We start from the raw sequence: 25,207 nt of genomic DNA on the forward strand, positions 1-25,207 counted from the left end.
CCGAGCCGGCGTGGTCCTCGCCGCGCTGATCCTGTGGCTGCGAGCCGAGGAGCAATGACTCACACCAACAAGATCAATTATGAGACACGGCCTAGCACGTGCGCTCGGCGGCGGTGCCGGCCGCGGAGGGCATCGCGCAGCCGTCCCGGCGGGCGCCCGTCGGGCGGGTGACGGCAGGCCCGCGTTTGCGGGAGAGCGATCGTTCTCCTAGGGTGGGGCCATCGGGAGAACGGTCGTTCTCTCGACTGGACGAGCCCGCGCGGCCGGAGGATCCCCATGAGCAAGCGCCCGCCCCTGCCGCCGTTCACCGAGCAGAGCGCGATCGAGAAGGTCCGCCTCGCCGAGGATGGCTGGAACACCCGTGACCCCGAGCGGGTCGCCCTCGCCTACACCGTCGACTCGCGCTGGCGGAACCGCTCCGAGTTCGCCACCGGCCGCGACGAGATCGTCGCGTTCCTGACCCGCAAGTGGGCGCACGAGCACGAGTACCGCCTCGTCAAGGAGCTGTGGGCGTACGGGGAGCGGCGCATCGCGGTGCGGTTCGCCTACGAGTGGCACGACGACTCGGGCCGGTGGTACCGCTCGTACGGCAACGAGAACTGGGAGTTCGACGAGGGCGGGCTGATGCGGGTGCGCCACGCCAGCATCAACGACCTGCCGATCGCGGAGGCCGACCGCAAGTACCGCTGGCCGCTCGGCCGCCGGCCCGACGACCACCCCGGTCTGAGCGAGCTGGGGCTCTGAGACGCTCCCCGTCGGGGTGTCAGGCGGCGGCCGGTGCGGCGGACGCCAGCAGCGCGGCCGCCGCGTCGCGGGCCCGCAGGGCCACCTCGGGGGAGCCGGTGATCGCGGCGGTCGTCATGGCGCCCTCGGCCAGCAGGAACACCGGGTCGAGCAGGGACTGCGGCCGACCGGCCAGCCGCAGCAGCCCGCCGAGGTAGTCGCGCAGCGCGCCCTTGTGGGCCCGGACGGCCTCGGCGGCCGCCGGGTCGGTCGCGCCGAGTTCGCCGAAGGCGTTGACGAAGGCGCAGCCGCGGAAGTCCGGCTCGCCGAACCAGGCGTGCAGCCAGTCGAAGACCGCCAGGATCCGTTCGTCGCCCGCCGGCCGGGCGTCGGCGTACCCGGTGAGGGAGGCCAGCCAGCGGGTGTCCCGCCGCTGCAGGTAGGCCAGCACCAGATCGGACTTGGACGGGAAGACCTGGTACAGCCGCTTGAGCGAGACGCCCGAGGCGGTGCGGATCTGGTCCACGCCGACGGCCTGGATGCCGCGCTCGTAGAAGAGCCGCTCGGCGGCGTCCAGCAGGCGCGTCCGGGCCTCGGCCTGGTCCATGGATCCCCCAGCGGTGTCGGAGAACGTTCGCTCTCCGACGAGCTTACGCCGTGGACCGCGCTGGTGTGCGAATGCGCCGCGGGAGCCGTCCCCGCCGGGTGCGGCGAACCCCGATTGCGCCGCTTCCGCGGTCCCTGGTTGGCTTGCCGCGCAGGCCGGGAGGGAGAAGGTGGCGATGGGGGTGTCCGAGGTGTGGGCGGCGGTCGGCCGGGTCGGGCCGTACTTCGCGGTCCGGACGGGCGAGGCGCCGCCGGCCGGGTTCCGGCCGCTGCGGGAGCTGTACGCCGCGGGGCCCGACGGGCCGCTCGCCGCGCGGATCGGGCAGGCCGCGCGCCAGATGGGCACCCGGGAGCCGCGGGTGGCGGCCTCGGTGGTGCACCTCGGCCTCGCCTCCCGGCTCTGGTCGGTGGCACTCGGCGCCGCCGCGCTCGGCGGCGTCGTCCCGGACCTGCACCCCGACCGCGCCCACGGGGCGCTGCCGGCCCTGGGAACCTTCGAGCTGTGGCTGCCGGACCGGCCGGCCGCCGCGGACGGACCGCTCGCCGACGGCCTCCGGCAGGCCGTGGCGGTGGAGAACCTCGCCCCGCTGGCCGCGGCCGTCCGCTCGGTCGCGCCGGTGGCGGAACGCCTGCTCGACGGCAACGCCGCCTCGGCCCTGGTCGGTGCCGGCCGGGTGCTGGCCGCCGCGCCGTCCGTCCGGCACACCGGGGCCGCGCGCCGCACCGAGGCACTCGTCCGGGACCTGCTGGACACCCCGCCGCTGGAGGGCACCGGGAGCGTCACCGCCCCGGACCGCCCGCTCGCCTTCCGGCGCAGCTCCTGCTGCCTCTACTACCGGGTGCCGGGCGGCGGGGTCTGCGGCGACTGCGTCTTCGACCGCCCGCCCGGCGCCCGCTGACACCCCCGGCGGACCGCCGGCGGCTCAGGACGGGGTCGCGGCGGCGAGAGCGGCGGTGAGGAGGGCGGGCGCCTCGGCCAGCGAGGGGCCGTACCAGGTGAGGTGGCGACCGCTGACCAGGGCGGCCGGGACGCCGGGGAAGGCCTCCGGCCCGTCGGTCGCAGTGAAGCGGTAGGGCTCGTCCGGCAGGACCACCAACTCCGCCCCGGCGGCCTGCAGTTCGTCCAGCGGAACGGCCGGGTAGCGCTCGGCGTGGTCGGTGTACAGCTGATGCACGCCGAGGCGGCGCAGCAGGTCGCCGGCGAAGGTGTCGCGGCCGAGCACCATCCACGGCCGCCGCCAGATCGGCACCACCGCGCGGCGCGGCGGCCCCGCCGGGGCGGGCAGGTCGCGCCAGGCCCGCTGCGCCTCGTCGAGCCAGGCCGGCCGGGGCAGGCCGCAGGCGGTGGTGAGCAGCCGGTCGAGCGAGGCGAAGGCCTCGTCGAGGGTGCGGACCCGGGTGACCCAGACGGCGAGTCCTGCGTCGCGGAGCGCCGCGAGGTCGGGGGCGCGGTTCTCCTCCTCGTTGGCGATCACCAGGTCGGGGCGCAGCGCCGCGATCCGGGCGGTGTCCGGGTTCTTGGTGCCGCGGATCCGGGCCACGTCCAGCCCGGCCGGGTGGCTGCACCAGTCCGTGGCGCCGACCAGCAGCCCCGGGCGGGTCGCGGCGACCGCCTCGGTGAGCGAGGGCACCAGCGACACCACCCGGGAGACCGGGCCGAGCCGGACCGGCGTGCCCAGGTCGTCGCTGACGGTCCGTTCGGCGGAGGGAAGATCCATGCCGTCCACGGTAGCGGGGGCACGGCCCGGGCCTGCGCGCCGCCGGTACCCGCGTCCCGGCCGCAGCCCGGGGCGGTGCCGGCTCAGGAGGCGCGGGAGGTGAGGGTCGGGTCCGCCGGGGCGCCCGGGCCGAGCAGGCGGTCCAGGCCGCGGCGGGTGCGCTCGGCGGCGCCGGGGGCGCCGAAGAGCTGGAGCTCCTGGTTCAGCGCCAGGTAGAGGCCGCCCAACTCGTAGACGAGCTGCTCCGCGTCGGTGCCGGCCGGCAGCTCGCCCTCGGCGACTGCGGTGCGCACCTCCGCGGCCAGCCGGCGGCGCCAGACCCGCAGCAGCCGCCCGACCGCGTCGCGCACCGGCCCGCTGCGGGCGTCGAACTCGACGGCGGCGGTGGTGAACAGGCACCCGCCGGGGAAGGTGTCCCGGTCCGTCTCCAGGTAGGTGATCCACGCCTCGCAGACGGCCCGCAGCCGGGCCAGGCCGGGCGGCCGGTGCTCGGCGGGTGCCCACACCGTGCGGGAGAAGATCGCCGCCGCGCCGTCCAGCGCGGCGAGCTGCAGCGCCTCCTTGGTGCCGAAGTGGCCGAGCACGCCGGCCTTGCTCATGCCCAGGTCGGTGGCGAGGCGGCCGATGGTCAGCCCGTCCAGCCCGTCGACGGAGGCGATCGCGATGCCGTGCTCCAGGATGCGGTCCCTCGTTCTTCGGGCCTCGGCGACGGACTTGCGTGGACTCATGCCGTCATCGTATCCAGCCGCCTCCCGCTTAGCGTCCGACCGATCGGTTGCTATATTCCCGGGAACCGTCGCCGAGCCGAGGAGAAACCGGCATGCAGGGCAGTCGCATCACCGCACTCGGGCACTACCAGCCCGCCCGCGTCCTGACCAACGACGACCTCGCCGCGATGGTCGACACCAGCGACGAATGGATCCGCCGCCGCACCGGCATCGCCACCCGCCGGATCGCCGCCCCCGAGGAGACCGTCGCCGACATGGCCGCCGCCGCGGCCGAGAAGGCCCTCGCCGCGGCCGGCCTGGAACCCGCCGACATCGGCCTGATCACCGTCGCCACCTGCAGCGCGATCGACCGCTGCCCCTCCACCGCCGCCCAGGTCGCCGCCCGGCTTGCGATCCCCTCCGCCGTCGCCTTCGACCTCAACAACGGCTGCGCGGGCTTCTGCACCGCCCTCGCCACCGCCGACCACAGCCTGCGGGCCGGCGCCGCCCGGCACGCCCTGGTCATCGGCGCCGAGAAGATGTCAGACGTCACCGACTGGACCGACCGCAGCACCTGCGTCCTGCTCGGCGACGGCGCCGGCGCGGCCGTGCTCAGCGCCTCCGACACCGCCGGCATCGGCCCGGTCGCCTGGGGCTCCGACCCCTCCCGCGGCGGCGCCGTCCGGCTCGTCGACGACTGGCAGCCGCGGTTCGCCCAGGAGGGCCAGTCGGTGTTCCGCTGGGTCACCGGCGAACTGCCCGCCATCGCCCGCGAGGCCTGCGAACGCGCCGGCATCGCCCCGTCCGAGCTCACCGGCGTGGTCACCCACCAGGCCAACCTGCGGATCATCGAGGCCCTCGTCCGCCAGCTCGACCTGCCGTCGCACGTCCTGATCGCCCAGGACGTCGTCGAGTCCGGCAACACCTCGGCCGCCTCCGTGCCGCTCGCCCTCTCCAAGCTCACCGAGCGCGGCGAACTGCCCTCCGGCGCCCGCGTGCTGCTCCTCGCCTTCGGCGGCGGCCTCTCCTGGGCCGGACAGGTCGTCACCTGCCCCTGACGGGGGATCCACCAGCCCCGCAAGGAAAATGATTTCCCGTCAGCCAGAGCCCGCCGGTACGGTGAACACCCATCGCCGGATGGAGCAGCTCGGTAGCTCGCTGGGCTCATAACCCAGAGGTCGTCGGTTCGAATCCGACTCCGGCCACCATGCCCGAGGGCCCGGCAGGCACCCCTGCCGGGCCCTCGGCGCGACCGGAGAGAGCACCCGCGGCGCCGTCGTCGACCCTAGGATGGTCGATCATGGACCTGAGCGCGCACCACACGATGATCGCCGTCCCCGCCGGTGAGGTCGTGCTCACCGACCGGCGCACGCAGCGCAGTTGGAGCGTCCGGCCGGCCCCGTACGAGCTCGCCGACGTGCCCGTCACCCGGGCCCTCTACGCCGAGGTCACCGGGCGGCGGCCGGGCCCGGCCCGTGGCGACCGGCTGCCCGTCGAGGGCGTCTCCTGGTGGGACGCCGTCCGGTTCTGCAACGCCCTCTCCGCCCGCGCGGGGCTGCGGCCCGCCTACCGGCTGCACGAGGACGGCGAGGGCATCGACCGGGATGCCTCCGCCGACGGCTACCGGCTGCCGACCGAGGCCGAGTGGGAGCACGCCTGCCGCGCCGGCACCGACGGACCGCACTACGGGCCGCTCGACGAGATCGCCTGGTACCGCGGCAATTCGGGGGAGCGCCCGCACGAGGTGGGCGGCAAGCGGCCCAACGCCTGGGGCTTCCACGACATGCTCGGCAACGTCTGGGACTGGTGCTGGGACCTCTACGACGCCGAGGTCTACGGCAGCTACCGGGTGCTGCGCGGCGGCGGATGGTTCGACGAGCACTGGAGCTGCCGCGCCTCCGCCCGCCGCCGCAGCCACCCCACCTTCGCCGTCGACGACGTGGGCTTCCGCCTCGCCCGGTCCCTCCCCTCCTGACCTGACCCGACGCCTCGGCGCCCCGTCGCCCCGGCGGGTCAGGGGGTCGGCGGCCCCGCGGGGGTACCGGCCAGGTGTTCCTCCAGGCGGCGCTGGTTGTCGACCAGGCGCAGGCACAGGTGCCGGAAGACGGCGAGGTCCTCCGGTGTGAAGCCCCGGAAGACGGCGGCCATGGCGCGCTGCGTCGGACCGCGGAAGGCCTCCAGCCAGGCCCGGCCCTCCGCCGTCAGGACCACCCGGACCGACCGCCGGTCCGCCGTGTCCCGGACCCGCCGCACCAGCCCGTCGCCCTCCAGCGTGTCGACCAGGCCGGTGACGTTGCGGGAACTGACCCCGCCGGACCGGGCGAGCTCCCCGACGGTCAGGCCCGCCCCGTCCCCGTCCCCCTCTGCCGCGGCCAGCCGGACGAGGACGTCCAGCGCCCCCGTGCTCAACCCGCGGCCGCCCGCGCCCAGTGCTCGCAGGCGGTCCACCGCCTGGGTGGCGGAGCGCAGCGCCGCCGCCGTCTCCAGGGCCCGGGTGTCGCCGTCCCCCGCGAACGCCGCCATCGCGGCCCGGACCCCCGCATCGTAGAACCGGCCGTCGACATCGGCCGACAGCTCCCCCGGAATATGTACGTCCTTCATCATGAAGCAGCACTCTAATTCGGAAGCGGGGCGGACGGAAGGCCCACTGGTGGGTTCCGGCCGGAAGGCGGAGGATCTGAGCGGTGGGCGCAACCCGGGGGCGGGAGGCCGCAATGACGTACTCGATCGTGGCGCGCGACCCCGAGACCGGCGAGCTCGGCGTCGCCGTCCAGTCGGCGGCACTCGCCGTCGGCACGCTCGTCCCCTGGGCCCGGCCCGGCGTCGGGGCGGTCGCCACCCAGGGCTTCACCGAGACCTCCCACGGCCCCCGCTGCCTCGACGGACTCGCCGCCGGGATGCCCGCCCCCGACACCCTCGCCGACGCCGTCGCCACCGACCCGGCCGCCGAGATGCGGCAGGTCGCCGTCGTCTCCGCCGACGGCACCCTCGCCGCCCGCACCGGCGCGCTCTGCGTCGACCACGCCGGCCACCTCATCGAGGACGGCTGCGCCGTCCAGGCCAACATGGCCGCCACCGACCGGGTCTGGCCCGCCATGGCCGAGGCCTACACCGCCGCCCGCGGACCCTTCCCGCACCGCCTGCTCACCGCGCTGCGCGCCGCCGAGGCCGCCGGCGGCGACGCCCGCGGCCGGATGTCCGCCGCCCTGCTGGTGGTGTCCGGCACCCGCGGCGAGCCCTGGCAGGGCCGGCTGGTCGACCTGCGGACGGACCGCTCCACCGACCCGCTCGGCGACCTCGCGCGGCTGCTCACCGCCGCCGACGCCTACCGGGGGTTCGACCGGGCCGTGGAGTCGCTGTACGGCGGCGACCCGGACGGCGCCCTCCGGACGATCGACACCGCCCTGGCCGCCCTGCCCGGCGAACAGGGCCTGCGCTTCCTGCGGGCCGGAGCCCTGATGGCCCGCGGTGAGGCCGCCGCCGCCACCGACGAACTGCACGCCCTGCTCGCGGACCACCCCGGCTGGGAGACCGTGCTGCGCGGCTTCGCCGCCAAGGGCCTGCTGCCGCTGCCGCCCGGCACCACCGCCGACGACCTGCTGGAGTGAGCCCGGCCGCCGCCTTCCCGGCCGGTCGCCGCCGGACCCCGAGTCGCCGTCCGGGTGGTCCACCTGTGACGGGCGGGCGGGGCGGTGCGAGGCGGCCGCACCTGTCGTCTACATTGATGTAGACGAGGTGCGGCGCTCCGCCGTCCCCGCGGCACCCCCGGAGAGGCGTGGCCTGAATGTCGTCCCCTGCCGTCCTGGTACCGGACGCCTGCGGCGCGCCCGGCTCCCCGGTGCCGACCGCCGGCCGTTCGGACATCGGTCGTCCGGCCGGCGGTCGCCGCAGCACCGAGGGCGGCCGGTGAGCGCCGTGGCCGACGCGGACCGGGCCGCCGCCCGCCCCGCCCGCGGGGAGCAGCCGACCGGGACGGACGCCCCGGCGGCGCGGCGCGGTGGCCGTACCGCCCTGGCCGTCCTGGTGGGAGCCTGGGCCGGATTCACCGCGCTGGCCGTGCTCTTCGCCGTCCACGGCACGGCACCGTTCGGCTGGGAACGGGACGCGGTCCAGTGGTCCGGCAACCACCGGCCCGGCGCGGCCCGCGTCGCGGCCTCCCTGGTCACGTCCTTCGGCAGCGCCCTCGTCCCGTACGCGGCGGCGATCGGGGCCGGTCTGCTCACGGCACGCCGCGTCCCGGCCGGACCGCGGAGACTGCTCGTCGCCCTCGCCCCGCTCGGATGGCTGGGTGTCGGCCAACTGCTGCGGACCCTGATCATGCACGGCTCCGGCCGGCCCCGCCCCCCGGCCTCCGGATGGGCCGTGTCGGCGAGCGGCTTCTCCTTCCCGTCCGGCCACACCTTCACCTCGGCCACCGCCTTCGGCCTGCTCGCCTGGGCGATCAGCCGGCACCTCGCGGCAACCGGCCGCCCACCCGCCACCCGCCGCCGGTGGGCCGCCGTGCTCCTCGGCCTCGCCGCCCTGGTGGGCCTGAGCCGGGTCTACCTCGCCGTGCACTGGCCGCTGGACGTCCTCGGCGGCTGGCTCCTCGCCGCCGGCTGGCTCGCCCTCGGGGCGCTGCTCGCCCGCCGCGTCCCGTGGTGGCCGTCGGGTCCGCCGCACCGGGCGGGGGCGGACGGGCCGTAGGGGTCGTGCCGATCGGCACCGGGTAGGCGATCATCGGGCCGTGAACGTCGACCCTTGGGCACCGCTGGACGATTCCGAACGGGACCGGTGGGGGTACGCCCCCCGCCGGACCGTCGGGCCGCTGAGCTTCGGCATGGAGCGCGCCGATGCCGTCGCCGTCATGGCGGGGTGCGGCTTCACGGCGGAGCAGCGCGACATCGGGGCGTGGCAGGCGACGCACCGCTCCCAGTGGCGCGTCGCGTTCGGCAAGGAGGGGCTCCGCTGGAGCCGGTGGCCCGCGGTGACCTGCTACTTCGTCGAAGGCGCGGGTCTGACGTGCGTGCTCGTCGACGGCCTGACCGGGCCGCAGGTCACCCATGAGGGCATCCGGCTGATCGGCCGCGTCCCGTCGGAGCTCTCCGCGGAGATGGAGGCATTCGCGATCGAGCGCGACGTGAGGATCCTGGCCTGCCTCGGGGGCGACCTGAGCTGCGAAGGCTTCGAGCTCGAACTGGGCGCGCAGCGCGCCGGCGACGCCGTCGTCAGCTGGGCCCTGTTCTTCGACACCGGAGAGATCGCGGGTACCTCCTGGGACATCGCCCCGGCCGAGGTCTGGCACCACTTCTAGGACGTTCCGAACCGCGGCGGAGGCGTCCTCCGGCCCGGCCGTGCGGTCACGCCGGACCGCGTCGGCAAGGGGGTAAGGCGCCTGCCCGACGGGAACGCCCGGTCGCCGTTGCCGGCCCGGTACGGAGGCCGGCCGTACCCCCGGTTCTTCGAGCGATCCGTCAGGGGGCGGGGGAGTCGCCCACCAGCAACCGCAGGGTCAGCGCGCTGAGGGCGGTTTCGGTGTGCGCGGGGTCGGGGGCGACGGTCTGGCGGAAGTGCTGCGACGAGAGCAGGGAGATCAGCCACCAGGCGCCGGCGGCGGGGTCGACGTCGGGGCGGAGGCTGCCGTCGGCGCGGCCCTGTTCGAGCAGGTCGGTGAGGGTGCGGGCGAGGGTCTGATTGCCGCGGCGGGCCGCGTCGAGGACCTCGGGTTCGCTGGTGAGGGTCATGGCGTCCTCGAAGAGCACGCCGACGGTGCCCCGGGCGTGCACCTGGGCGAGGTGCTCGGGGGCGAGGAGTTCGGCGAGCCAGGCTCCGACGGTGGGGCAGCGGCCCGCCCAGGAGCGGAGTCCGTCCGACATGAGCGCGGCCGCGTGGTCGAGGACGGCCGCGAAGACGGCGGCCTTGGAGCCGAAGTTCTGGAACACGACCGGCTCGCTGACCCCGACCCGGCGGGCCACCTCGGACATCTTGCCGCGCTGGTAGCCGAGTTCGGAGAAGACCTCGGTGGCGGCGTCGAGGATCGACGCCCGGCGGTCCTCCGCGCTCAGGCGCGGGCGCCGGGCCTTCTGGGTGGCCTTCTGGGCGGGCTGGGGGGCGGGCACACCGGCATCCTATCGGCCCCTTGCCAGATAACTTAGTGGCGACTAAGTTGAAGTTGCTTAGTCGCCACTAAGAAAGGTTCCGGCATGGAACTCGCACGCTTCCTGCACGGCACGGCGGACTCCCGCACGGCCGGCCAGACCATCGGCCACGCCCGCGCCTACGAGGCCTTCGGCGCGGTGTTCTTCGGCGGACGCCGCCGCCGCGTCTACACCCGCCTCGCCGAGCTGTCCGGCGCCCGGCCCGGGGACCGCGCCCTGGACGTCGGCTGCGGCACCGGCTACCTCACGCTGCGCCTCGCCGACGCCGTCACCCCGACAGGCCGCGCGGTCGGCGTGGACCCGTCCGCCGAGGTCCTCGCCCACGCCCGGCGCAGCGCCGCCGACCGCCGCCACTGCACCTTCACCGACGGCATCGCCGAGGAACTCCCGGCGGGCGACGGCGAGTTCGACGTGGTGGCCAGCAGCCTGACGGTCCACCACCTGCCCGAGGACGTCCGCGAGCGGGCCGTCGCCGAGATGCGCCGCGTGCTGCGGCCCGGCGGGCGGCTGCTGCTCGCCGACTTCCGCCCGCCGACGGGTCGGGTCGCCCGCCACCTGGTCGGTGCCGTCACCGGGCCGGTGATGGAGCACAACCCCGTCCACCTGCTGCGGCCGCTGGTGGAGCAGGCCGGCTTCACCGAGGTCCGGACGGGCGACCTGCGCCCCTGGATCCACTACGTGCAGGCGGTCAACCCGGCGTCGTCCGCATGACGGCCGCCGTGCGGACGGGCGGTGCCCTGCGGGCGAACCGGGCGCTGCGGATCGGGGCGGTCGCCCTGGTCGCCGGCGGCCTCGGGTTCCACCTGTGGCTCGGCACCAAGGTCCCGCTGGCCGCCGTCCCGGTCGGTCTGGCCTGCCACCTCGCCGCCGGGGTGGCGGCCCGCCGGGTGCTGCGCGCCCGGGCGCGCCCGTACCGGTCGGGGAACGGGTAGCGGGCAGTCGGGCCCGGGGCCGGGCCCCGGCCCGGGAGGTCAGCCGTCCGTGGGGCCGGCGAGGACGTGGACGTTGAAGGGGGCCATGTCGTCGTCGTGTTCCCGGACGGTGGAGCCCGCGCTCGTCAGGCCGGCGAGGAGGGCCGTGCACATGGCCGCGTGCGTCCCGCCGGAGCGCCCGACCGCCGGATGTTCGAGGTCGTTGCGCATCATCGCGGCGACCATGTCGGCCCGCGGCTGCGGGCTCGTCCACCAGGTGACGACCACCTCGGGTGCCAGGCCGGAGAAGTGCCGGTTCCAGCTGTCGACCCGGACCCGGGCGCCGCGGCGGGCTCCTCGTCCGGGCCGGGGTCGACCACCGGCAGGCCCGCCGCGGTGAGGGCGTCGCGGACGCGCCGGGCGAGTCGCTCGGCCGCGTCCGGCGGGTCGGTCACCGGTCACCGGTCGGCCGGGGCGGCGGGGGAGGTGGTGGCCTGGCCCTGTTCGACGTACTCGTGGAGGTCGTAGGCGGAGCCGAGGCCGGTGGCGGCGGTGGTGCCGACGACGGCGAGCAGACCGGCCACGACCAGGTGGAGGAGGCGGCCCCGGGGGCCCCGCGGGGCGGGGGCCAGCAGCGCGGCGACGCGGACCGGGACCGGTCCGGTGTGGGCGGCGGGGAGGGCGGCCCCGCGCGGTGCCCGGCGGCCGGAGGCTGCGGCGAGGGCGCCGCGGGCGACGGCGCGGGCGGCGAGCGGGCGGTCGCCGACGGCCCGGGCGGCCTCCTCGTCGGCCCAGCGCTCCAGGTGGAGGTCGAGCGGGGCGCGCAGTGCGCGCAGTGCGGGGTGTACCGCGCCCGCGACCTGGACGGCGCGGGAGAAGAGGTGGTGGCGGCCGGTCAGGTGGGCACGCTCGTGGGCGATCAGGACGTGGCGTTCGCGGGCGTCCAGGGCGGTGAGCATGCCGGAGGTCACGACGACCAGCCCCGGTCGGCCGGGCAGTGCGAAGGCCTCGGCGGAGGCGTCCGGCACCACGACGGTGCCGTCCTCCACGGCGAGGCCGGCCACCGCGCGGCGGGCCGCGGCGAGCTGGGCGCGCTGCGCGGCCAGGGCCCGGCCGGCCGCGGTCACGACGGCGGCGAGCAGCAGGCCCGCGGCCGCGGCCACCGGTACCGCGGCGGGGGAGGTCGCGGCGAGCCAGGCGAGCGGCAGGCGTCCGGCGGCGGCCAGCCACGGCAGGTGCAGCAGCCCGGCCAGGAGCAGCACGGACAGGCCGACCGCCGTACCGGCGGCGAGCAGCGCGGTGCAGCAGGTGACCGCGAGGGCCGCCCAGCGCGGGGTGAGCCGGGCGGCGAGCGCCCGGACGGCGGGGGCGGCGAGCCAGGGCAGCAGGAGGGCGGCCAGGGCGGGCGTGTTCACGCCCGCTCCGGGGTGCCGCCGGCGTCGGCGAGCAGGCTGCGCAGCAGGGCCTCGTCGCCCGGGCCGAGCGCGGAGACGAAGTGCCGCAGCACGCTGTCGCGGTCGGCACCCTTGCTGAGCTCGGTGTGCATCCGGGAGGCGACCATGCCGGAGGCGTCCTGGGCGGCGGCGTACACGTAGCCGCGACCGGCCCGCTCGCGGTGGACGAGGTCCTTCTCGTGGAGCCGGGTCAGGATCGTGGTGACGGTGGTGCGGGCGAGGGCGCTGCCGAGTGCGTCGTTGACCTCGCCCGGACTGAGCGGCCGGTCGGCCTCCCAGAGGACGGCGAGGACGTCGGACTCCAGCTGCCCGTGCGGGCGCCTCGTCGCTGCGGCGTCGGACATTCCCGGTGTTCCCCTCTCCCCGTCGGACCGCGCCCGGGGCCGTGGCGGCGGCCCGGTCTCCAGGCTACGCGGCGGTGTGCGCGGCCGGGGGCGCGGTGCGGTCGGGGGTGCGTGCGGTCGACGGTGTCGACCGGGCGGACGGACGGAGGCGCTGCGGGCCGGATCCGGTGCGGCGCGCAGCCGGTGCGGACACGGCGCGGGCGGCCGCCCGGATGGTGGGCGGCCGCCCGTTGCGGCGGTGCGGATCAGGCGTTCAGGACGCCGGTGCCGAGCAGGCCGAGCAGCAGCACGCCGACGACGATCCGGTAGGCCACGAAGGCGTTGAAGGAGTGCTTGGCGACGTACTTCAGCAGCCAGGCGATCGAGGCGTACGCGACGACGAAGGAGACCGCCGTGCCGACGATCAGCGGCAGCGGGTCGACGCCGGCGCCGAGGGCGTCCTTGAGCTCGTACAGGCCGGCGCCGGTGAGGGCCGGGATGCCGAGGAAGAAGGAGAGCCGGGTGGCGGCGACCCGCTCCAGGTCGAGCATCAGACCGGCCGACATGGTCGCGCCGGAGCGGGAGAAGCCCGGGAAGAGCAGGGCGAGGATCTGGGCGGAGCCGACGATCATGGCGTCCTTGAGGCCGGTGTCGTCCTCGCCGCGCTTGAGGCGGCTCATCTGGTCGGCCGCCCACATGACGCCGCTGCCGACGATCAGCGAGCCGGCGACCACCCACAGGGAGGCGAGCGGGCCCTCGATCAGCGGCTTGGCGGCGAGGCCGACGACCACGATCGGGATGGTCGCGTAGATCACCCACCACGCGAACTTGTAGTCGTGGTGGTACCGCTCCTCCTTGTTCACCAGACCGCGGCCCCAGGCGCCGACGATCCGGGTGATGTCCTTGAGGAAGTAGAGCAGCACGGCCGCGATCGCGCCGACCTGGATGACGGCGGTGAAGCCGACCACCGACGTGTCGTCGACCGGGATGCCCATCAGGCCCTCGGTGATCTTCAGGTGGCCGGTGGAGGAGATCGGCAGGAACTCCGTCACTCCCTCCACCACGCCGAGGACGACGGCTTGACCGACGGTGATCACGCTCACGTGGGACCCTTCCCGGATCTCGACCCTGCGGGCGGCCACCGCCCGCACGTCTACGAGAATGTAGACGTCCTGGGTCGCGGAGGTCCACCCGGGTCGGCGTGGCGCGCGCCCGGCCTCCGCGGGCGGCGCGCGGGCCACCCGTCCGGCCCGCGGACGGGTGCCGCCGCCGGGGCGCGGCCCGCCGTCGACCGGCCGCGCCTGCCGCCCCGCACCCCCGCCGCCGTGCCACGATCGTGTGGTGAGGATCACAGCCGACGGCGCGGCGCCCCCGGTGGGTAGGGATCAGGCATTCGCACGGTGCACAGGCGCACTCAGGAGGAGACCGTGAGGCCACCGGCGCAGAACCCGCCGACACCGCAGGACCCCGAGACACCGCAGAACCCCGACCCCGCGACCGCCGCCGGGGCCCCCGAGCCCCGGACGTCGCCCGACACCCCCGACGCCCACGAACCGCCCGAGGGCGAGGAGGCCCAGGTCATCGTGGTGGGCGCCGGCCCCGCCGGCGCGTCCACCGCCGTCCACCTCGCCCGCGCCGGCGTCGACGTCCTGCTGCTGGAGAAGAGCCGCTTCCCGCGCGACAAGGTCTGCGGCGACGGCCTGACCCCCCGCGGCGTCCACCAGCTCCTGCGGATGGGCGTCGACATCGACGGCCCCGGCTGGATGCGCTCCCGCGGCATGCGCTGGGTCTGCGCAGGCCGCCAGGTCACCATCGACTGGCCCGACCTCGGCCGCTACCCCGACTTCGGCCTCACCCGCAGCCGCCACGACTTCGACGACATCCTCGCCCGGCACGCCGAGGCCTCCGGCGCCCGGCTCCGGCTCGGCGTCAAGGCCACCGGCCCGGTCACCGACCGCGCCGGACGGATCACCGGCGTCACCGCCACCGGACCGGACGGCAGACCCGTCACCTACCGCGCACTACTGGTCGTCGCCGCCGAGGGCGCCTCCGCCCGCACCGCCATCGCCATGGGCCTGGAGCGCGACCCCCGGCGCGCCCTCGCCACCGCCGCCCGCCGCTACTACCGCAGCCCCGAACTCTCCAAGGACGAGTACCTGGAGCTCTGGGCCGACCTGCGCTGCGCCCGCACCGGCCGCGACCTGCCCGGCTACGGCTGGATCTTCCCGCTCGGCGACGGACGGGTCAACGTCGGCCTCGGTGCGCTCCCGCACCGCGACCACGGCACCATCGACCTCCGCGCCACCCTCGACCAGTGGCTCGCCCGGCTGCCCCGCCACTGGGGCCTCAACGAGCAGAACGCCGACTCGCCGCTGCGCAGCGCCGCCCTGCCGATGGGCTTCAACCGCCACCCCCAGTACAGCCGCGGCCTGCTGCTGGTCGGCGACAGCGCCGGGATGATCAGCCCCTGGAGCGGCGAGGGCATCGCCCAGGCCATGGAGGCCGCCGAGGTCGCCGCCGAGGCCGTCGTCCTCGCGCTCACCCGACCCGTCGGGCCCCGCCGCGACCAGGCACTGCAGCGCTACCCCGCCGAGATCCGGCGCCGCTGGGGCCGGTACTACCGGCTCGGCAACACCGCCGGCGACCTGGTGTTCAGCCGCTTCGGCTACCGGCCGATCCTCAACGGGCAGGTCATGTCCCGGCCCGGCCTGCTGGCCTCGCTCGCCCGGCTGCTCACCCACCTGATGGAGGACCCGCCGCGGGACACCGCGGACCACGTCCTGAACGCCCTGGTCAAGGCCGTTCCGCTGCGCCGCCGCTGACGCGGCGCGGGCGGGGGCAGGGGCTCGACGCGGCGGGCCGCGCGCGGAGGGGCCGACGTGGCCGTTCCCGCGCGGCTCGGTCCCGCCCGGTCCGCCCGCAGGGCCGGGAGCGGGCTCAGCGGGCCAGGCGGTCGTGCTCCAGCTCGCGGGCGTCCGGGCGGCGGGCCGCGCCCAGCAGGGCCAGCAGGCCCGTGGCGGAGTCGCGGACGGGACCCTCGGCGACGCCCGAGCCGGCCCGGCGGACCGCCGCCAGCCGCCGGCGGGCCAGCCGCAGCGCCATCCGGCTCAGCGGCCGGTACTCCGCGGGCACCTCCAGGATCGCGTCCGCCTGCAGCAGCGCCTTCCCGGCCAGGTCCGCGAGGTCCGCCACCAGGTGCTCGACGCCGTCCGTGCGGCGCCCGGCCGCCAGGTCCTCCCGGGTCACCCGGTGGTCAGCGAGGCTCTGCTCGGGCAGGTACAGTCGGCCCCCGCGCAGGTCCTCGGCCAGGTCGATCAGGAAGTCCAGCCGCTGCCACGCGTCGGCGAGCGCCCGGCCGGCCGCGGCGTACCGCTCGTCCCCGCCGCCGACGTGCACCAGCCCGGCGGTCAGCATGGTGAACGGCCAGGACAGCCGGTCGACGTACGCCTGGTAGTCGGCCTCGGTCGCGAAACCGGTGAAGTCCAGGTCGGCCCGCGCACCGGCGAGGTAGTCCTCGATCCAGTGCCGGGGCAGCCCGCGCAGCCGCACCGAGTGCGCGAAGGCCCGCGCCAGCGGCTGTCCGCACTCCTCACCGGCCAGCGCCGCACCGACCTGGTCCCGCCAGTGCGCGAACCGCTCGGCCCGGACCTGCGGCGCCCCCTGGTCGCACAGGTCGTCGGTGTAGCAGGCGAACGCGTAGCCGGCGACGGCGTGCGGCTGGTACGCCGCGACACCGAGCAGCCGCACCGCGGCGAACAGCGCGGGCTCGCGACGGCGCAGGAACCGGGCGGCCTCCCCGTAGTCCCGGGCCAGCGCAGCACCGTCCGCTCCGGAACCGCTCACTCCGGCCGCTCCGGTCACCCCGGCCTCGACGAGACACCGCCGCCACGAATACACCCGGACACCTCTCCACCCACCGCACAGGAACGCATCCATGATCGGTGACGCCCTGCGGCCGGGCCGCACCGGGCCACCCGCCTGCGGTTTCCCCGCCGTCCGGGCGCGCCCCGGCGCGCCCCCGACCGGACGGGGCGGGGCGCTGCGGTGCCGCTCAGTCCGGCTCGTCGTCCTTGGTCGGCGGATGCGGGTACACGGCGGACGACGGACCCATCAGGTCGTCGTCGCCGCCGTACTGGGCCGCGTCCTGCCGGCGCGCGGCGGACTCGCGGTGGTGGGGAGGCGAGGCATCGAGGGCGGACCACTCCGGGTCCGTCACGTCGGCCGGCCGGTGCTGTGCGGGATTGCTGCTCATCGGACTCTCCGCCCCTGCTGGTCCCGATGCTCCCGATGCTCCCGATGCTACGCCGCGCCCGGGGCCGGGGCCCCGGACGCCGTACACGCCGGGGCCGGCGGCCGTCACACGCAGTCCGGGTGCCCCCAGCTCTCGCCGACCCGGGTGATCCGCTCGCCCTTGCCGTACCCGCGCCCGCACGGGCAGGTGCCGGGGAAGCGGGCGGCGAGGGTCCGCCGGGCCCCGCCGGACGACGCGGCCGCACCGGAGGCGTCGGAGGCCGGGCGGGAGGTGCGGGGGCGGCGGGCCGGGCGGGCCGGCCGTTCGGCGACCGGGTCGGGCACCGGCAGGTCCTCGGCGCTGCCGTCGCCGCCCTGCTGGGTGCGGGCGGCGTCGCTGGCCGCCTTGTCGGCGATCGCGTTGAGCGGGTCGCCGTCGACCCGGTGCGCGGCGACGTGGACGAAGGAGACCTCGCGGTCCGCCAGCAGCGCGTCGATCCGCTGGATCAGCTCCTGGTTGGCGACCGGCGAGCCCGAGGCCGTCCGCCAGCCGTTCCGCTTCCAGCCCGGCAGCCACTTGGTGACCGCGTCCCGGGTGTAGGTGCTGTCCAGTCGCACCTCCAGCGGCACCGCCGGGTCCGTGGCGGCCAGCAGCCGCTCCAGCGCGGTGAGTTCGCCGATGTTGTTGGTGCTCCGGCCCAGCGCACCGGACTGCCAGCGCTGCGGGGCACCCGCGGCGTCCGCCAGGACCCAGGCCCATCCGGCCGGGCCGGGATTGCCCTTGGCGGCACCGTCGCAGGCTGCAATGACTCGTTCGACCATGCCCCGATCCTTTCATCGGTCGGGCCGTGCTCCGTGCCGCCGGGCGGAGGTCGGCAGGTTCCGACCGCGTGATCGATTTCCGGTCAATCTTGTCGCGCACGGCAGGGTCTGGACCTCTGCGCGACCGGCCGCCCGTGCGGAGCAGGGCGAAGTCCGGTGGGCCGGCACCGGCCCGCCGGTGCGCGCCGCGGCGGGAGGCGCCCGCTTGCGGGGGCTGGGCGGGAGTCGTCCGGATTTGGCCGTGGCCACTTCGCGCGGTTCGGGCGCGGCCGGGTGCCGTCGGTGAACGGCCTTTTCCGCCGGGGTGGTTGACCCTCTTGAAGCGGCCATGGCAGTTTCGTGCGGCCCGCGTGCGCAACCGGTCGCGCGTCGGCACATCCCCCACAAGGAGACCCCATGTTCAAGGGACTCGCCGCCGGAATGGGCGCGGTCGCGATCGCCGCAGGCACGGTGACCGCGGCGGCCGTGCCCGCGCACGCCGTCCAGGCGGGCGATCTGACGGCCACCATCGCGCTGAGCAACTGTTCCGCCTCGCTCGTCCGGTACCCCGCATCGGTCGACACCGACCGGGCGATGATGCTCACCAACGGCCACTGCCTGCCGACCATGCCCGCCTCGGGCGTGGTGATCCAGAACCAGACCGCCAGCCGCAGCGGCACCCTGCTCAGCCCCTCCGGCTCCTCGCTCGGCACCGTCTCGGCCGACAAGGTGCTGTACGCCACCATGACCGGCACCGACGTGGCGCTGTACCAGCTGACCGACACCTTCTCGTCGATCCTCAGCAAGTACGGCGTCACCGCGCTGACCATCAGCGACACCCACCCGGTCGACGGCTCGGCGATGTTCATCCCGTCCTCGTACTGGAAGCAGACCTGGAACTGCTCCATCAACGGGTTCGTCCCGACCCTGCGCGAGGACGAGTGGACCTGGCACGACTCGCTCCGCTACAGCGCCGGCTGCAACACCACGCACGGCACCTCCGGTTCGCCGATCGTCGACGCCGCCTCCAAGAAGGTCGTCGGCATCAACAACACCGGCAACGACGACGGCGCGATGTGCACCCTCAACAACCCGTGCGAGGTGGCCGCCGACGGCACCACCACCGCCACCAAGGGCCAGAGCTACGGCGAAGAGACCTACTGGTTCACCACCTGCCTCGGCGCCGGGCGGGCCATCGACCTCAACGTCGCGGGCTGCCTGCTCACCAAGCCCGCCGGCAGCGGCACCGTCACGGTGACCAACCCCGGCAACCAGACCACCGCGCTGAACGGCACCGCCGACCTGCAGATCGCGGCCTCCGGCGGCACCGCCCCGCTCACCTTCAGCGCCACCGGCCTGCCGACCGGTCTGTCGATCAGCAGCTCCGGCAGGATCACCGGCACCGCCACCGCGGCCGGCACCTACAACGTGACCGTCACCGCCAAGGACGCCGCCAACAAGACCGGCTCCACCGCCTTCACCTGGACGGTCTCCGGCAGCATCAGCTGCGTCCCGGCCCAGCTGCTCGGCAACGCCGGCTTCGAGACCGGCACCGCCGCCCCCTGGACGACCACCGGCGGCGTCGTCGACAACAGCGCCTCCCAGGCCGCCCACTCCGGCTCCTGGAAGGCCTGGCTGAACGGCTACGGCTCCTCCCACACGGACAGCGCCGCACAGACCGTCAGCATCCCGGCCGGCTGCAAGGCCACGCTCAGCTACTGGCTGCACATCGACACGGCGGAGACCAGCACCACCACCGCCTACGACAAGCTGACCGTCACGGTCAACGGCACCACGGTGGCCACCTGGTCCAACCTCAACAAGAACACCGGGTACGGCCAGAAGACGGTCGACCTGTCCCCGTACGCGGGCCAGTCGGTCACCGTGAAGTTCAACGGCGTCGAGGACTCCTCGCTGCAGACGAGCTTCGTGGTCGACGACACCGCGATCCAGACCGGCCCCTGACCGGCGCCCGACCGGCCCATAGGCGTACGGATGCCTCATGGGGCTCCTGAGTCGACCTCCGTCGAAGGCGTCTCCTTGCCCCCGGGCCCGGCCGCAGCAGCGGCCGGGCCCGGTCCGTCCGCGGCCCGGGCCCTCAGGATCCGGCGGCGGCCTCGTCGGCCCAGGCGAGGAAGCGGCGCAGGTACGGGTCGTCCGCGGCCGCCGCGACCGGCGGCGAGCCGAGGACGGCCAGGCCCAGGCCGCCGTCGAGGGTGACGACCGTGCCCTCCGGCACCGTCCGGGCGCCGACCCGCAGAGTGCCGCCCGCGACGTCCACCGCCAGGCCCGCCGCGCCGACCACCGCCGGCCGGCCCATCGCCCGGGCGACGACCGCCGCGTGGCTCGCCGGCCCGCCGAGCGCGGTCAGCACGCCCGCGGCGGCGGCCAGGCCGTGCAGGTCCAGCGGAGAGGTCTGCGGCCGCACCAGTACGACCGGCCCGTCCGCAGCCATCCGGACGGCAGCGTCGGCCGTCAGCGCCACCCGGCCACCTGCCACCCCCGGCGAGGCACCGAGACCGCGGACGAGGAGGTCCGTGTCGTCGGCGAGCGCGATCCGCGGGGTGGCGGCGTCCCGCAGTCGGCCGGGGGAGACCCGGCGCAGCGCCTCGTCCCGGGAGATCACCCCGCGGTCGGCGAGGTCGACCGCCACCCTCGCGCCGGCCGCGCCGGCGAACCGGCCGGCTCGCAGCTGCAGCAGCCACAACCGGCCGGCCTCGAAGGTGAACTCCAGGTAGCAGGCGTCGCGGCAGTGCCGCTCTCCGAGCTCCAGCGCCTCCAGCAGGCCGGCCATGACCCGCGGCTCCTGCGCGGCGAGGTCGGCGAGCGGGCGGACGGCGGCGCCGCCGGAGACGACGTCCTCGCCCTGACGGCCGAACAGGACGTCGCCGCGGGGCACCGGTTCACCGGTGGCCGGGTCCCGGCTGAACGCCACCCCGGTGCCGCTGTGCCGCCCGCGGTTGCCGAACACCATCGCCTGCACGGTGACGGCGGTGCCGAGCCCGTCCGGAATGCCGTTCAGCGCGCGGTAGGTGCGTGCCCGCGGTGAGTCCCAGGACCGGAACACGGCGGCGACGGACTGCGCCAACTGCTCCCGCGCGTCGTCGAGCACCGGCTCGCCGAGGTGCCGGCGCACCGCCTCCGCGGCCGCCGCGAGCCGCTCCCCGTCGCTGCCCCCGGAGCCCCCGGAGCCCGCGGGGTCGGCGGGGTCGGCGGGCCGGCCCGTGACGGCGGCGACGAGCCCGGTGAGCAGGCGCAGCCGGGAGTCGCGGACGAACTCCGGTTCACCCGTTTCGGCGACCAGCGCCTCGGCGGCTCCGCCGGTCAGGCCGACGTCGAGCACGGTCGCCATCATGCCGGGCATCGGGACGGCGGCGCCCGAGCGGACGGCCACCAGCAGCGGCCGCCGCCCGTCGAACCGCCGCCCGCCGAACCGCCGGTCGGTGGCGGCCTCCAGCGCGGTGACCGCGGCGGCGAGCTCCTCGGTCAGGCCGTCCGGCAGCCGTCCGTCCCGCAGGAAGGCCCGGCAGGCCGCGGTGCCGATCACGAAGCCCGGCGGCACCGGCAGCCCCAGCCGCAGCAGCGCCACCAGGCCGTGCGCCTTGCCGCCGAGGACGTCCGCCGGCTCCCGGAGGTCCGCCGACAGCGGGTGGATCCACCTCACCGCTGTAGCATACGGGCGTGCCCGAGCTGCCCCACCGCACCAGCCCCGACCTGCTGGTTCTCCACACCCTGCGCTGCACCGGATTCGCCGAACTCGCCCGGGCGGCCGAGGCCGCGGGCCTCCCCGAGGCCGACGTGGAGTCCGAGCTGATCGACCTGGCGGTGGCCGGGCTGGTCACCCGGATCTCCGGCCCCTTCGGCGGTTGGGGCCTGACCGAGGCCGGCCGCGCCGCCGACGTCGAACGGATCGCCGCCGAACTCGCGGCCTCCGCGTCCCGGAAGCCCGTCGCCGAGGCCTACGAGCGCTTCCTCGTCCTCAACCCGGAACTCCTCGACCTCTGCACGGCCTGGCAGACCCGCCCGGTCGACGGCGCGATGGCCCTCAACGACCACGCCGACACCACCTACGACACCCTCGTGCTGACCCGGCTGACCGACCTCGACCGCCGGGCCGCCGAGGTCTGCGCCGAGCTGTCGGCCGTCCTGCACCGCTTCGCCCGCTACCGGGAGCGGCTGGCCGGCGCGCTCGGCCGCGCCCACGCGGGCGAGCAGGGCGCCGTCACCGAGAGCACCGATTCGTACCACGCCGTCTGGTTCCAGCTGCACGAGGACCTGCTGACCACCCTCGGCATCCCCCGCCACTGAGCCGCCCGGCGGCCCGCTGCGCCGTTCAGCGGTCGTCGGACCAGTCCGCGTCGACCGGCGGGACACCGGTGGCCAGCACGTGGCCGACGATCCGCAGGCCCTCCGGGAGCGGCACGGTCTCCGTGTCGGGGTACTCGTCGTGCTGACCGTTCGTCAGGACGAAACCGGTGCTGCGGCCGGCGGCCAGCGGATCCACGGCGTGCCCGCCCGGGTCGCCCTCGGGATCGAGCAGCAGCACCATCGCGCGCTCGCCGTTGCTGACGACGCCCAGCGACCGGCCGGAGGAGGCGGCCAGCCAGGTCTCCAACCGTCCCGCGGCGATCCGACCGCGCAGCAGGTCGAGCGCCGCCTCGACCGTCGCCGGAGCGGTGCCGTCGTCGAAGACCCAGGACTCGCCCATGTCTTCGACCCTCTCACAGCAGGCTCCGGCCCGCGCCGCCCGCACGGCCCGCACGGCCCGCATCGCCCCGGGCAACGGCGGTGCTCGGCCGCGGACACCGACAGGGCCCGCGGTCGACCTCCCCGCGGGGCCCTGCGGACCGTCCGGTCAGCCGACCGTCCAGCGCTGCAGCGCCGAGCCGGTGTCCGCCTGCTGGGTCACCGCCGCGCCGTCCGCGGTGGAGGCGGTGGTGAGCAGCAGGCCGCTCTTCTGCGAGCTGATCCGGTAACCGCCGCTCACGGCGGTCACCACCCAGCGCTGGTTGCTGCCGCCGGTGCAGGTCCACTGGATGACCTGGGCGCCGGCCGCGGTCGAGCCGCCGCTGACGTCCATGCAGAGGTTCGACTCGCCGTTGGTGATCTGGTAGCTGCCGTCCGCCTGTCCGGTGAAGACCCAGGTCTGGTTCGGGCCGCCGTTCGGTGCCCAGGTCACCAACCGGGTGCCGGCCGCGGTCGAGTGGTTCGGGTCGTCGAGCGCCTTGCCGGAGGCGGTCAGCGTGTGGCTGCCCGCGAGCGCCGGGTTGACGGCCCAGGTGAAGGTGGTCGAGCCGGCGGCCGTCCCGGAGGAGGCGGTGACCGTCACCGTCGACGATCCGGTGGCCGTGGGCGTCCCGGTGATCAGACCGCCCGCGCCGATCGTCAGACCGGCGGGCAGGCCGGTCGCCGAGAAGGCGAGCGTCTTGTTCGCGGAGTCGCTGCCGGCGAGCTGCAGGGAGACCGCGGTGTTCACCTTGGTGGACTGGTCGCCCGGGTCGGTGACGGTGACGGTCTCGGCCGCCGCGCCGACGGCCGTCAGCGTCAGTGCCTGCTCGTCCGCGCTGCGCCCGCCGCCGACGCCGCTGCCGCCGGTGTCCGTCCAGCTGCGGACGGGCGTGGTCTCGGCGAGCCGGCCGGCCGCCGGGGTCAGGCCGAGGACGAGGCCGCTGTAGCGGTTGACCAGCTTGACGGTGCCGGTGGCCGTGCCGGAGGCGGTGGTGCCCGGGATCACCCACCACTGCTGGCCGACGGTGGGCCCGTTCGCGGGGGCCGCGGTGGCGGTGGGCAGCGCGCCCCAGGCCCGGCCGGCGACGGCGCCGGAGTCCACGCCGAGCAGCCGGCCGGTGGAGCCGTTGGCGATCCGGTAGGAGCCGTCGCCGTTGGCGGCGAAGGTCCACGACTCCAGGGCGGAGCCGGTGGCGGAGGCCAGCGAGGTGGTCGCCGAGCCGCCGGAGACCTGGGCGAGGACCCGGCCGTTGGCGCCGGCGATCCGGTAGGACCTGGACGGGTCGACGGGCGGCGCGGCGGCGGCCGAGGCGCCGACGGTGACGTCCACGTACTGGCCGGAGGCCCCTCCGGAGCAGCCGAACGCGCAGTACGAGCGGAAGGTCCGGCCGGTGATCGTGGAACTGGTGCGGTTGGCGCCGTCGAGGAACCAGCGGTACCAGGACGCGGTGCGGTAGCTGCCGGTGTCGCCGAGCAGGAACCACTTCTGGGTGGCGAGGTCGGCGGTGGCGTAGAACTGCTGCGGTGCGTTGCCGCTCTGGTCGACGGCCTGCGGTTCGCCGATGTAGAGGCCGAGGTGGGCGTTCCAGGTGACGTCCATGACGAACAGCGGCGAGGTCGCGGGCATCGTCCCGGCGGCGATCTGCTGGGCCGCGGTGCCGGTGTTCGCCGGGTCGTACTCGCCCGTCACCGGGGTGTACCCGGTGGTGCCGGACGGGCCGACGGGCACCATGTTGCTCTCCCGGCCGCCCACCCCGGGCTGCGACCAGGCGCCGTCGTACCACTTCTGCCAACTGCCGGGCGCCATCTTGGCGGAGAGCGGGGCGCGCGCCGCGTGCTCGTAGAAGGCCTTCCAGCCACCGGACTTGTCGACCACGCGCGAGCCGTAGAAGACGTAGAAGTACCCGGAGGCGGTGTCGACGAACAGCCGCTGGTCGCCGTCGCCGTAGGAGTACGTCTGGTGGGGGAAGGCCGTGGTGTCGCCGCGGGCGGTGCTGTACGGCGAGGTGATGACGTGGTCCCGGATCGTCCAGGTCCTCCCCTGGTCGGTGGAGACGGCGTAGTCGATGGCGTCGAAGTGCAGGCCGTCGCCGAACGGTTGCGGGGTGAACTCGTTGTGCACCAGCCCGTACCAGTCGCCGGTGTCCGGGTCGACCCAGACGCCCGCGAGGTCGCAGTAGTTCTTGTGCGCGTAGCTGCCGGAGCCGGCCGCGGCCGTCGCCGTCCGGCCCGTCGGGCTGTTGTCGCACCGCCAGGTGGTGTCGTCGTTCCGGTCGTCGGAGTTGGCCGGGTTCACGGCGTTGCTGACGGTGGACGAGCGGGTGGCGGTGTCGAAGTCGGTGCCGGTGAAGAAGTCCCAGTAGCGCGGGTCGTTCGCGCCATACAGCGCGGCGGACTGCTGGAACCAGAAGGTGCCGTCCTTGTCGACGTACGGCGCCGCCGGGGTGTCGGTGGGGTGGCCGTACGTCGCCGGTGCGCCGACCGAGACGCTGTAGGTGGTTCCGGCGGGCTGTGCGGCGGCGGGGTCGGCCGCGGCCGTCGGTGCGCCGGCGACGGCCAGTGCCAGGGCGGCAGCGGCCAGCCCGGCCGTGAGGATGCTGCGCAGGGGTGTGGGCACGGAGGCTCCTTCCGTGGCGGTGCACGGTGGTGGGGGGATCGGTGGGGGTCGGCGCCGGGGCCCACCCACGGCGCCGCCGAGCGCACTCATGCTCGAAGATGCTCATTAGGGCTCACTTGAAAGCAGCTTCGAGCACACCGTGGCAGCGTGCCGACAAGGGTGTCAAGGGTCGCGCCGCAGCCGTCCGCAGAGCTCCCCGAAACCCGACCCACCAGCGACAAAAGTCCAAGTCCCGGCCCACGGCTGTCCTTT

General features: G+C 75.6%; 26 protein-coding genes, 1 tRNA gene and 2 pseudogenes. 14 read left to right on the top strand and 15 right to left on the bottom strand.

The genetic code is table 11. The annotated features are described in order from the left end of the window. Window positions 1–276 precede the first annotated feature (276 nt). Window positions 277–744, top strand: a complete 468-nt coding sequence (locus tag AB0O09_RS23510) for a nuclear transport factor 2 family protein (RefSeq protein WP_363544111.1) — start codon at window positions 277–279, stop codon at window positions 742–744. A gap of 19 nt (window positions 745–763) precedes the next feature. On the opposite strand, the gene AB0O09_RS23515 is transcribed toward AB0O09_RS23510, so the two are convergent. Continuing rightward, window positions 764–1,330, bottom strand: coding sequence for a TetR/AcrR family transcriptional regulator (locus tag AB0O09_RS23515; protein ID WP_363544113.1), 567 nt, complete (start codon window positions 1,328–1,330; stop codon window positions 764–766). Between the two features lie 175 nt (window positions 1,331–1,505). Between AB0O09_RS23515 and AB0O09_RS23520 the strand changes: the two genes are divergently transcribed. Next, window positions 1,506–2,228, top strand: a complete 723-nt coding sequence (locus AB0O09_RS23520) for a (2Fe-2S)-binding protein (protein ID WP_363544115.1) — start codon at window positions 1,506–1,508, stop codon at window positions 2,226–2,228. 24 nt (window positions 2,229–2,252) lie between these two features. Here AB0O09_RS23520 and AB0O09_RS23525 read toward each other — a convergent pair whose 3' ends face one another. Beyond that, on the bottom strand, window positions 2,253–3,047 hold the full coding sequence (locus AB0O09_RS23525; protein ID WP_363544116.1) for a helical backbone metal receptor: 795 nt from the start codon (window positions 3,045–3,047) through the stop codon (window positions 2,253–2,255). Between the two features lie 83 nt (window positions 3,048–3,130). After that, window positions 3,131–3,775, bottom strand: a complete 645-nt coding sequence (locus tag AB0O09_RS23530; RefSeq protein ID WP_363544118.1) for a TetR/AcrR family transcriptional regulator — start codon at window positions 3,773–3,775, stop codon at window positions 3,131–3,133. Window positions 3,776–3,867: 92 nt separating this feature from the next. Between AB0O09_RS23530 and AB0O09_RS23535 the strand changes: the two genes are divergently transcribed. The 3 genes from AB0O09_RS23535 to AB0O09_RS23545 all read left to right on the top strand — a co-directional run bounded on the left by AB0O09_RS23535 (window position 3,868) and on the right by AB0O09_RS23545 (window position 5,729). After that, the gene (locus AB0O09_RS23535) at window positions 3,868–4,812 is read left to right on the top strand and encodes a beta-ketoacyl-ACP synthase III (RefSeq protein WP_363544120.1); all 945 of its coding nucleotides are present in this window, start codon (window positions 3,868–3,870) and stop codon (window positions 4,810–4,812) included. Window positions 4,813–4,885: 73 nt separating this feature from the next. Continuing rightward, window positions 4,886–4,962: transfer RNA gene (locus AB0O09_RS23540), tRNA-Met, on the top strand. 92 nt (window positions 4,963–5,054) lie between these two features. Then, complete coding sequence (locus AB0O09_RS23545) at window positions 5,055–5,729, top strand: SUMF1/EgtB/PvdO family nonheme iron enzyme (RefSeq protein ID WP_363544122.1); 675 nt, start codon at window positions 5,055–5,057, stop codon at window positions 5,727–5,729. A gap of 38 nt (window positions 5,730–5,767) precedes the next feature. On the opposite strand, the gene AB0O09_RS23550 is transcribed toward AB0O09_RS23545, so the two are convergent. After that, the gene (locus AB0O09_RS23550) at window positions 5,768–6,358 is read right to left on the bottom strand and encodes a MarR family transcriptional regulator (protein ID WP_363544123.1); all 591 of its coding nucleotides are present in this window, start codon (window positions 6,356–6,358) and stop codon (window positions 5,768–5,770) included. 110 nt (window positions 6,359–6,468) lie between these two features. Here AB0O09_RS23550 and AB0O09_RS23555 point away from each other — a divergent pair, with 110 nt between their 5' ends. From AB0O09_RS23555 to AB0O09_RS23565, 3 genes are all read left to right on the top strand, one after another. Beyond that, window positions 6,469–7,362, top strand: coding sequence for a DUF1028 domain-containing protein (locus AB0O09_RS23555; RefSeq protein ID WP_363544125.1), 894 nt, complete (start codon window positions 6,469–6,471; stop codon window positions 7,360–7,362). Window positions 7,363–7,660: 298 nt separating this feature from the next. Then, the gene (locus AB0O09_RS23560) at window positions 7,661–8,440 is read left to right on the top strand and encodes a phosphatase PAP2 family protein (RefSeq protein WP_363544127.1); all 780 of its coding nucleotides are present in this window, start codon (window positions 7,661–7,663) and stop codon (window positions 8,438–8,440) included. 40 nt (window positions 8,441–8,480) lie between these two features. Continuing rightward, window positions 8,481–9,047 carry a hypothetical protein gene (locus tag AB0O09_RS23565; protein WP_363544129.1) on the top strand — a complete coding sequence of 189 codons (567 nt, stop codon included), beginning with the start codon at window positions 8,481–8,483 and terminating at the stop codon, window positions 9,045–9,047. 160 nt (window positions 9,048–9,207) lie between these two features. Here the strand turns inward: AB0O09_RS23565 and AB0O09_RS23570 are convergent, their stop codons facing one another. Beyond that, complete coding sequence (locus tag AB0O09_RS23570; RefSeq protein WP_363544131.1) at window positions 9,208–9,852, bottom strand: TetR/AcrR family transcriptional regulator; 645 nt, start codon at window positions 9,850–9,852, stop codon at window positions 9,208–9,210. Between the two features lie 84 nt (window positions 9,853–9,936). On the opposite strand from AB0O09_RS23570, the gene AB0O09_RS23575 reads away from it, so the two are divergent. After that, on the top strand, window positions 9,937–10,602 hold the full coding sequence (locus tag AB0O09_RS23575; protein WP_363544133.1) for a methyltransferase domain-containing protein: 666 nt from the start codon (window positions 9,937–9,939) through the stop codon (window positions 10,600–10,602). Continuing rightward, window positions 10,599–10,823 (top strand): hypothetical protein, encoded by a 225-nt coding sequence (locus AB0O09_RS23580; protein ID WP_363544135.1) that lies wholly within the window; start codon window positions 10,599–10,601, stop codon window positions 10,821–10,823. The genes AB0O09_RS23575 and AB0O09_RS23580 overlap by 4 nt, the downstream gene beginning before the upstream one ends. 39 nt (window positions 10,824–10,862) lie before the next feature. On the opposite strand, the gene AB0O09_RS23585 is transcribed toward AB0O09_RS23580, so the two are convergent. The 4 genes from AB0O09_RS23585 to AB0O09_RS23600 form a co-directional block, all read right to left on the bottom strand. Further along, window positions 10,863–11,090, bottom strand: coding sequence for a hypothetical protein (locus AB0O09_RS23585; protein WP_363544137.1), 228 nt, complete (start codon window positions 11,088–11,090; stop codon window positions 10,863–10,865). A gap of 170 nt (window positions 11,091–11,260) precedes the next feature. Then, on the bottom strand, window positions 11,261–12,217 hold the full coding sequence (locus tag AB0O09_RS23590; protein WP_363544139.1) for a M56 family metallopeptidase: 957 nt from the start codon (window positions 12,215–12,217) through the stop codon (window positions 11,261–11,263). Beyond that, window positions 12,214–12,600, bottom strand: a complete 387-nt coding sequence (locus AB0O09_RS23595; protein WP_344628152.1) for a BlaI/MecI/CopY family transcriptional regulator — start codon at window positions 12,598–12,600, stop codon at window positions 12,214–12,216. Before AB0O09_RS23595 ends, AB0O09_RS23590 begins: the two co-directional genes overlap by 4 nt. A gap of 245 nt (window positions 12,601–12,845) precedes the next feature. Further along, entirely contained in the window at window positions 12,846–13,682 is an 837-nt protein-coding gene (locus tag AB0O09_RS23600; RefSeq protein ID WP_363544140.1) for an undecaprenyl-diphosphate phosphatase, read from the bottom strand. Between the two features lie 477 nt (window positions 13,683–14,159). Between AB0O09_RS23600 and AB0O09_RS23605 the strand changes: the two genes are divergently transcribed. Then, complete coding sequence (locus tag AB0O09_RS23605; RefSeq protein ID WP_363544261.1) at window positions 14,160–15,401, top strand: geranylgeranyl reductase family protein; 1,242 nt, start codon at window positions 14,160–14,162, stop codon at window positions 15,399–15,401. A 115-nt stretch (window positions 15,402–15,516) separates the two neighbouring features. Here the strand turns inward: AB0O09_RS23605 and AB0O09_RS23610 are convergent, their stop codons facing one another. The 3 genes from AB0O09_RS23610 to AB0O09_RS23620 form a co-directional block, all read right to left on the bottom strand. Further along, window positions 15,517–16,422, bottom strand: coding sequence for a squalene/phytoene synthase family protein (locus tag AB0O09_RS23610; RefSeq protein WP_363544142.1), 906 nt, complete (start codon window positions 16,420–16,422; stop codon window positions 15,517–15,519). A gap of 208 nt (window positions 16,423–16,630) precedes the next feature. After that, window positions 16,631–16,831, bottom strand: coding sequence for a hypothetical protein (locus AB0O09_RS23615; protein WP_363544144.1), 201 nt, complete (start codon window positions 16,829–16,831; stop codon window positions 16,631–16,633). A gap of 104 nt (window positions 16,832–16,935) precedes the next feature. Next, window positions 16,936–17,631, bottom strand: coding sequence for a ribonuclease H (locus AB0O09_RS23620; protein WP_363544146.1), 696 nt, complete (start codon window positions 17,629–17,631; stop codon window positions 16,936–16,938). A 576-nt stretch (window positions 17,632–18,207) separates the two neighbouring features. Here AB0O09_RS23620 and AB0O09_RS23625 point away from each other — a divergent pair. Together AB0O09_RS23625 and AB0O09_RS23630 are read left to right on the top strand one after the other, a co-directional pair. Next, window positions 18,208–18,645: pseudogene (locus AB0O09_RS23625) on the top strand (serine protease); the annotation flags it as partial. 210 nt (window positions 18,646–18,855) lie between these two features. Next, window positions 18,856–19,575, top strand: a pseudogene (locus AB0O09_RS23630) (putative Ig domain-containing protein); the annotation flags it as partial. A gap of 133 nt (window positions 19,576–19,708) precedes the next feature. Here AB0O09_RS23630 and AB0O09_RS23635 read toward each other — a convergent pair. Further along, the gene (locus AB0O09_RS23635) at window positions 19,709–21,274 is read right to left on the bottom strand and encodes a PEP/pyruvate-binding domain-containing protein (protein WP_363544148.1); all 1,566 of its coding nucleotides are present in this window, start codon (window positions 21,272–21,274) and stop codon (window positions 19,709–19,711) included. Window positions 21,275–21,291: 17 nt separating this feature from the next. On the opposite strand from AB0O09_RS23635, the gene AB0O09_RS23640 reads away from it, so the two are divergent. Further along, window positions 21,292–21,918 (top strand): transcriptional regulator, encoded by a 627-nt coding sequence (locus tag AB0O09_RS23640; RefSeq protein WP_363544150.1) that lies wholly within the window; start codon window positions 21,292–21,294, stop codon window positions 21,916–21,918. Window positions 21,919–21,943: 25 nt separating this feature from the next. On the opposite strand, the gene AB0O09_RS23645 is transcribed toward AB0O09_RS23640, so the two are convergent. Next, window positions 21,944–22,318 carry a hypothetical protein gene (locus AB0O09_RS23645; protein WP_344626293.1) on the bottom strand — a complete coding sequence of 125 codons (375 nt, stop codon included), beginning with the start codon at window positions 22,316–22,318 and terminating at the stop codon, window positions 21,944–21,946. A 147-nt stretch (window positions 22,319–22,465) separates the two neighbouring features. Continuing rightward, window positions 22,466–24,955 carry an RICIN domain-containing protein gene (locus tag AB0O09_RS23650; RefSeq protein WP_363544151.1) on the bottom strand — a complete coding sequence of 830 codons (2,490 nt, stop codon included), beginning with the start codon at window positions 24,953–24,955 and terminating at the stop codon, window positions 22,466–22,468. Between the last annotated feature and the right edge of the window lie 252 nt (window positions 24,956–25,207).

This window comes from Kitasatospora sp. NPDC093679, assembly GCF_040683455.1.
Lineage (GTDB): Bacteria > Actinomycetota > Actinomycetes > Streptomycetales > Streptomycetaceae > Kitasatospora > Kitasatospora arboriphila.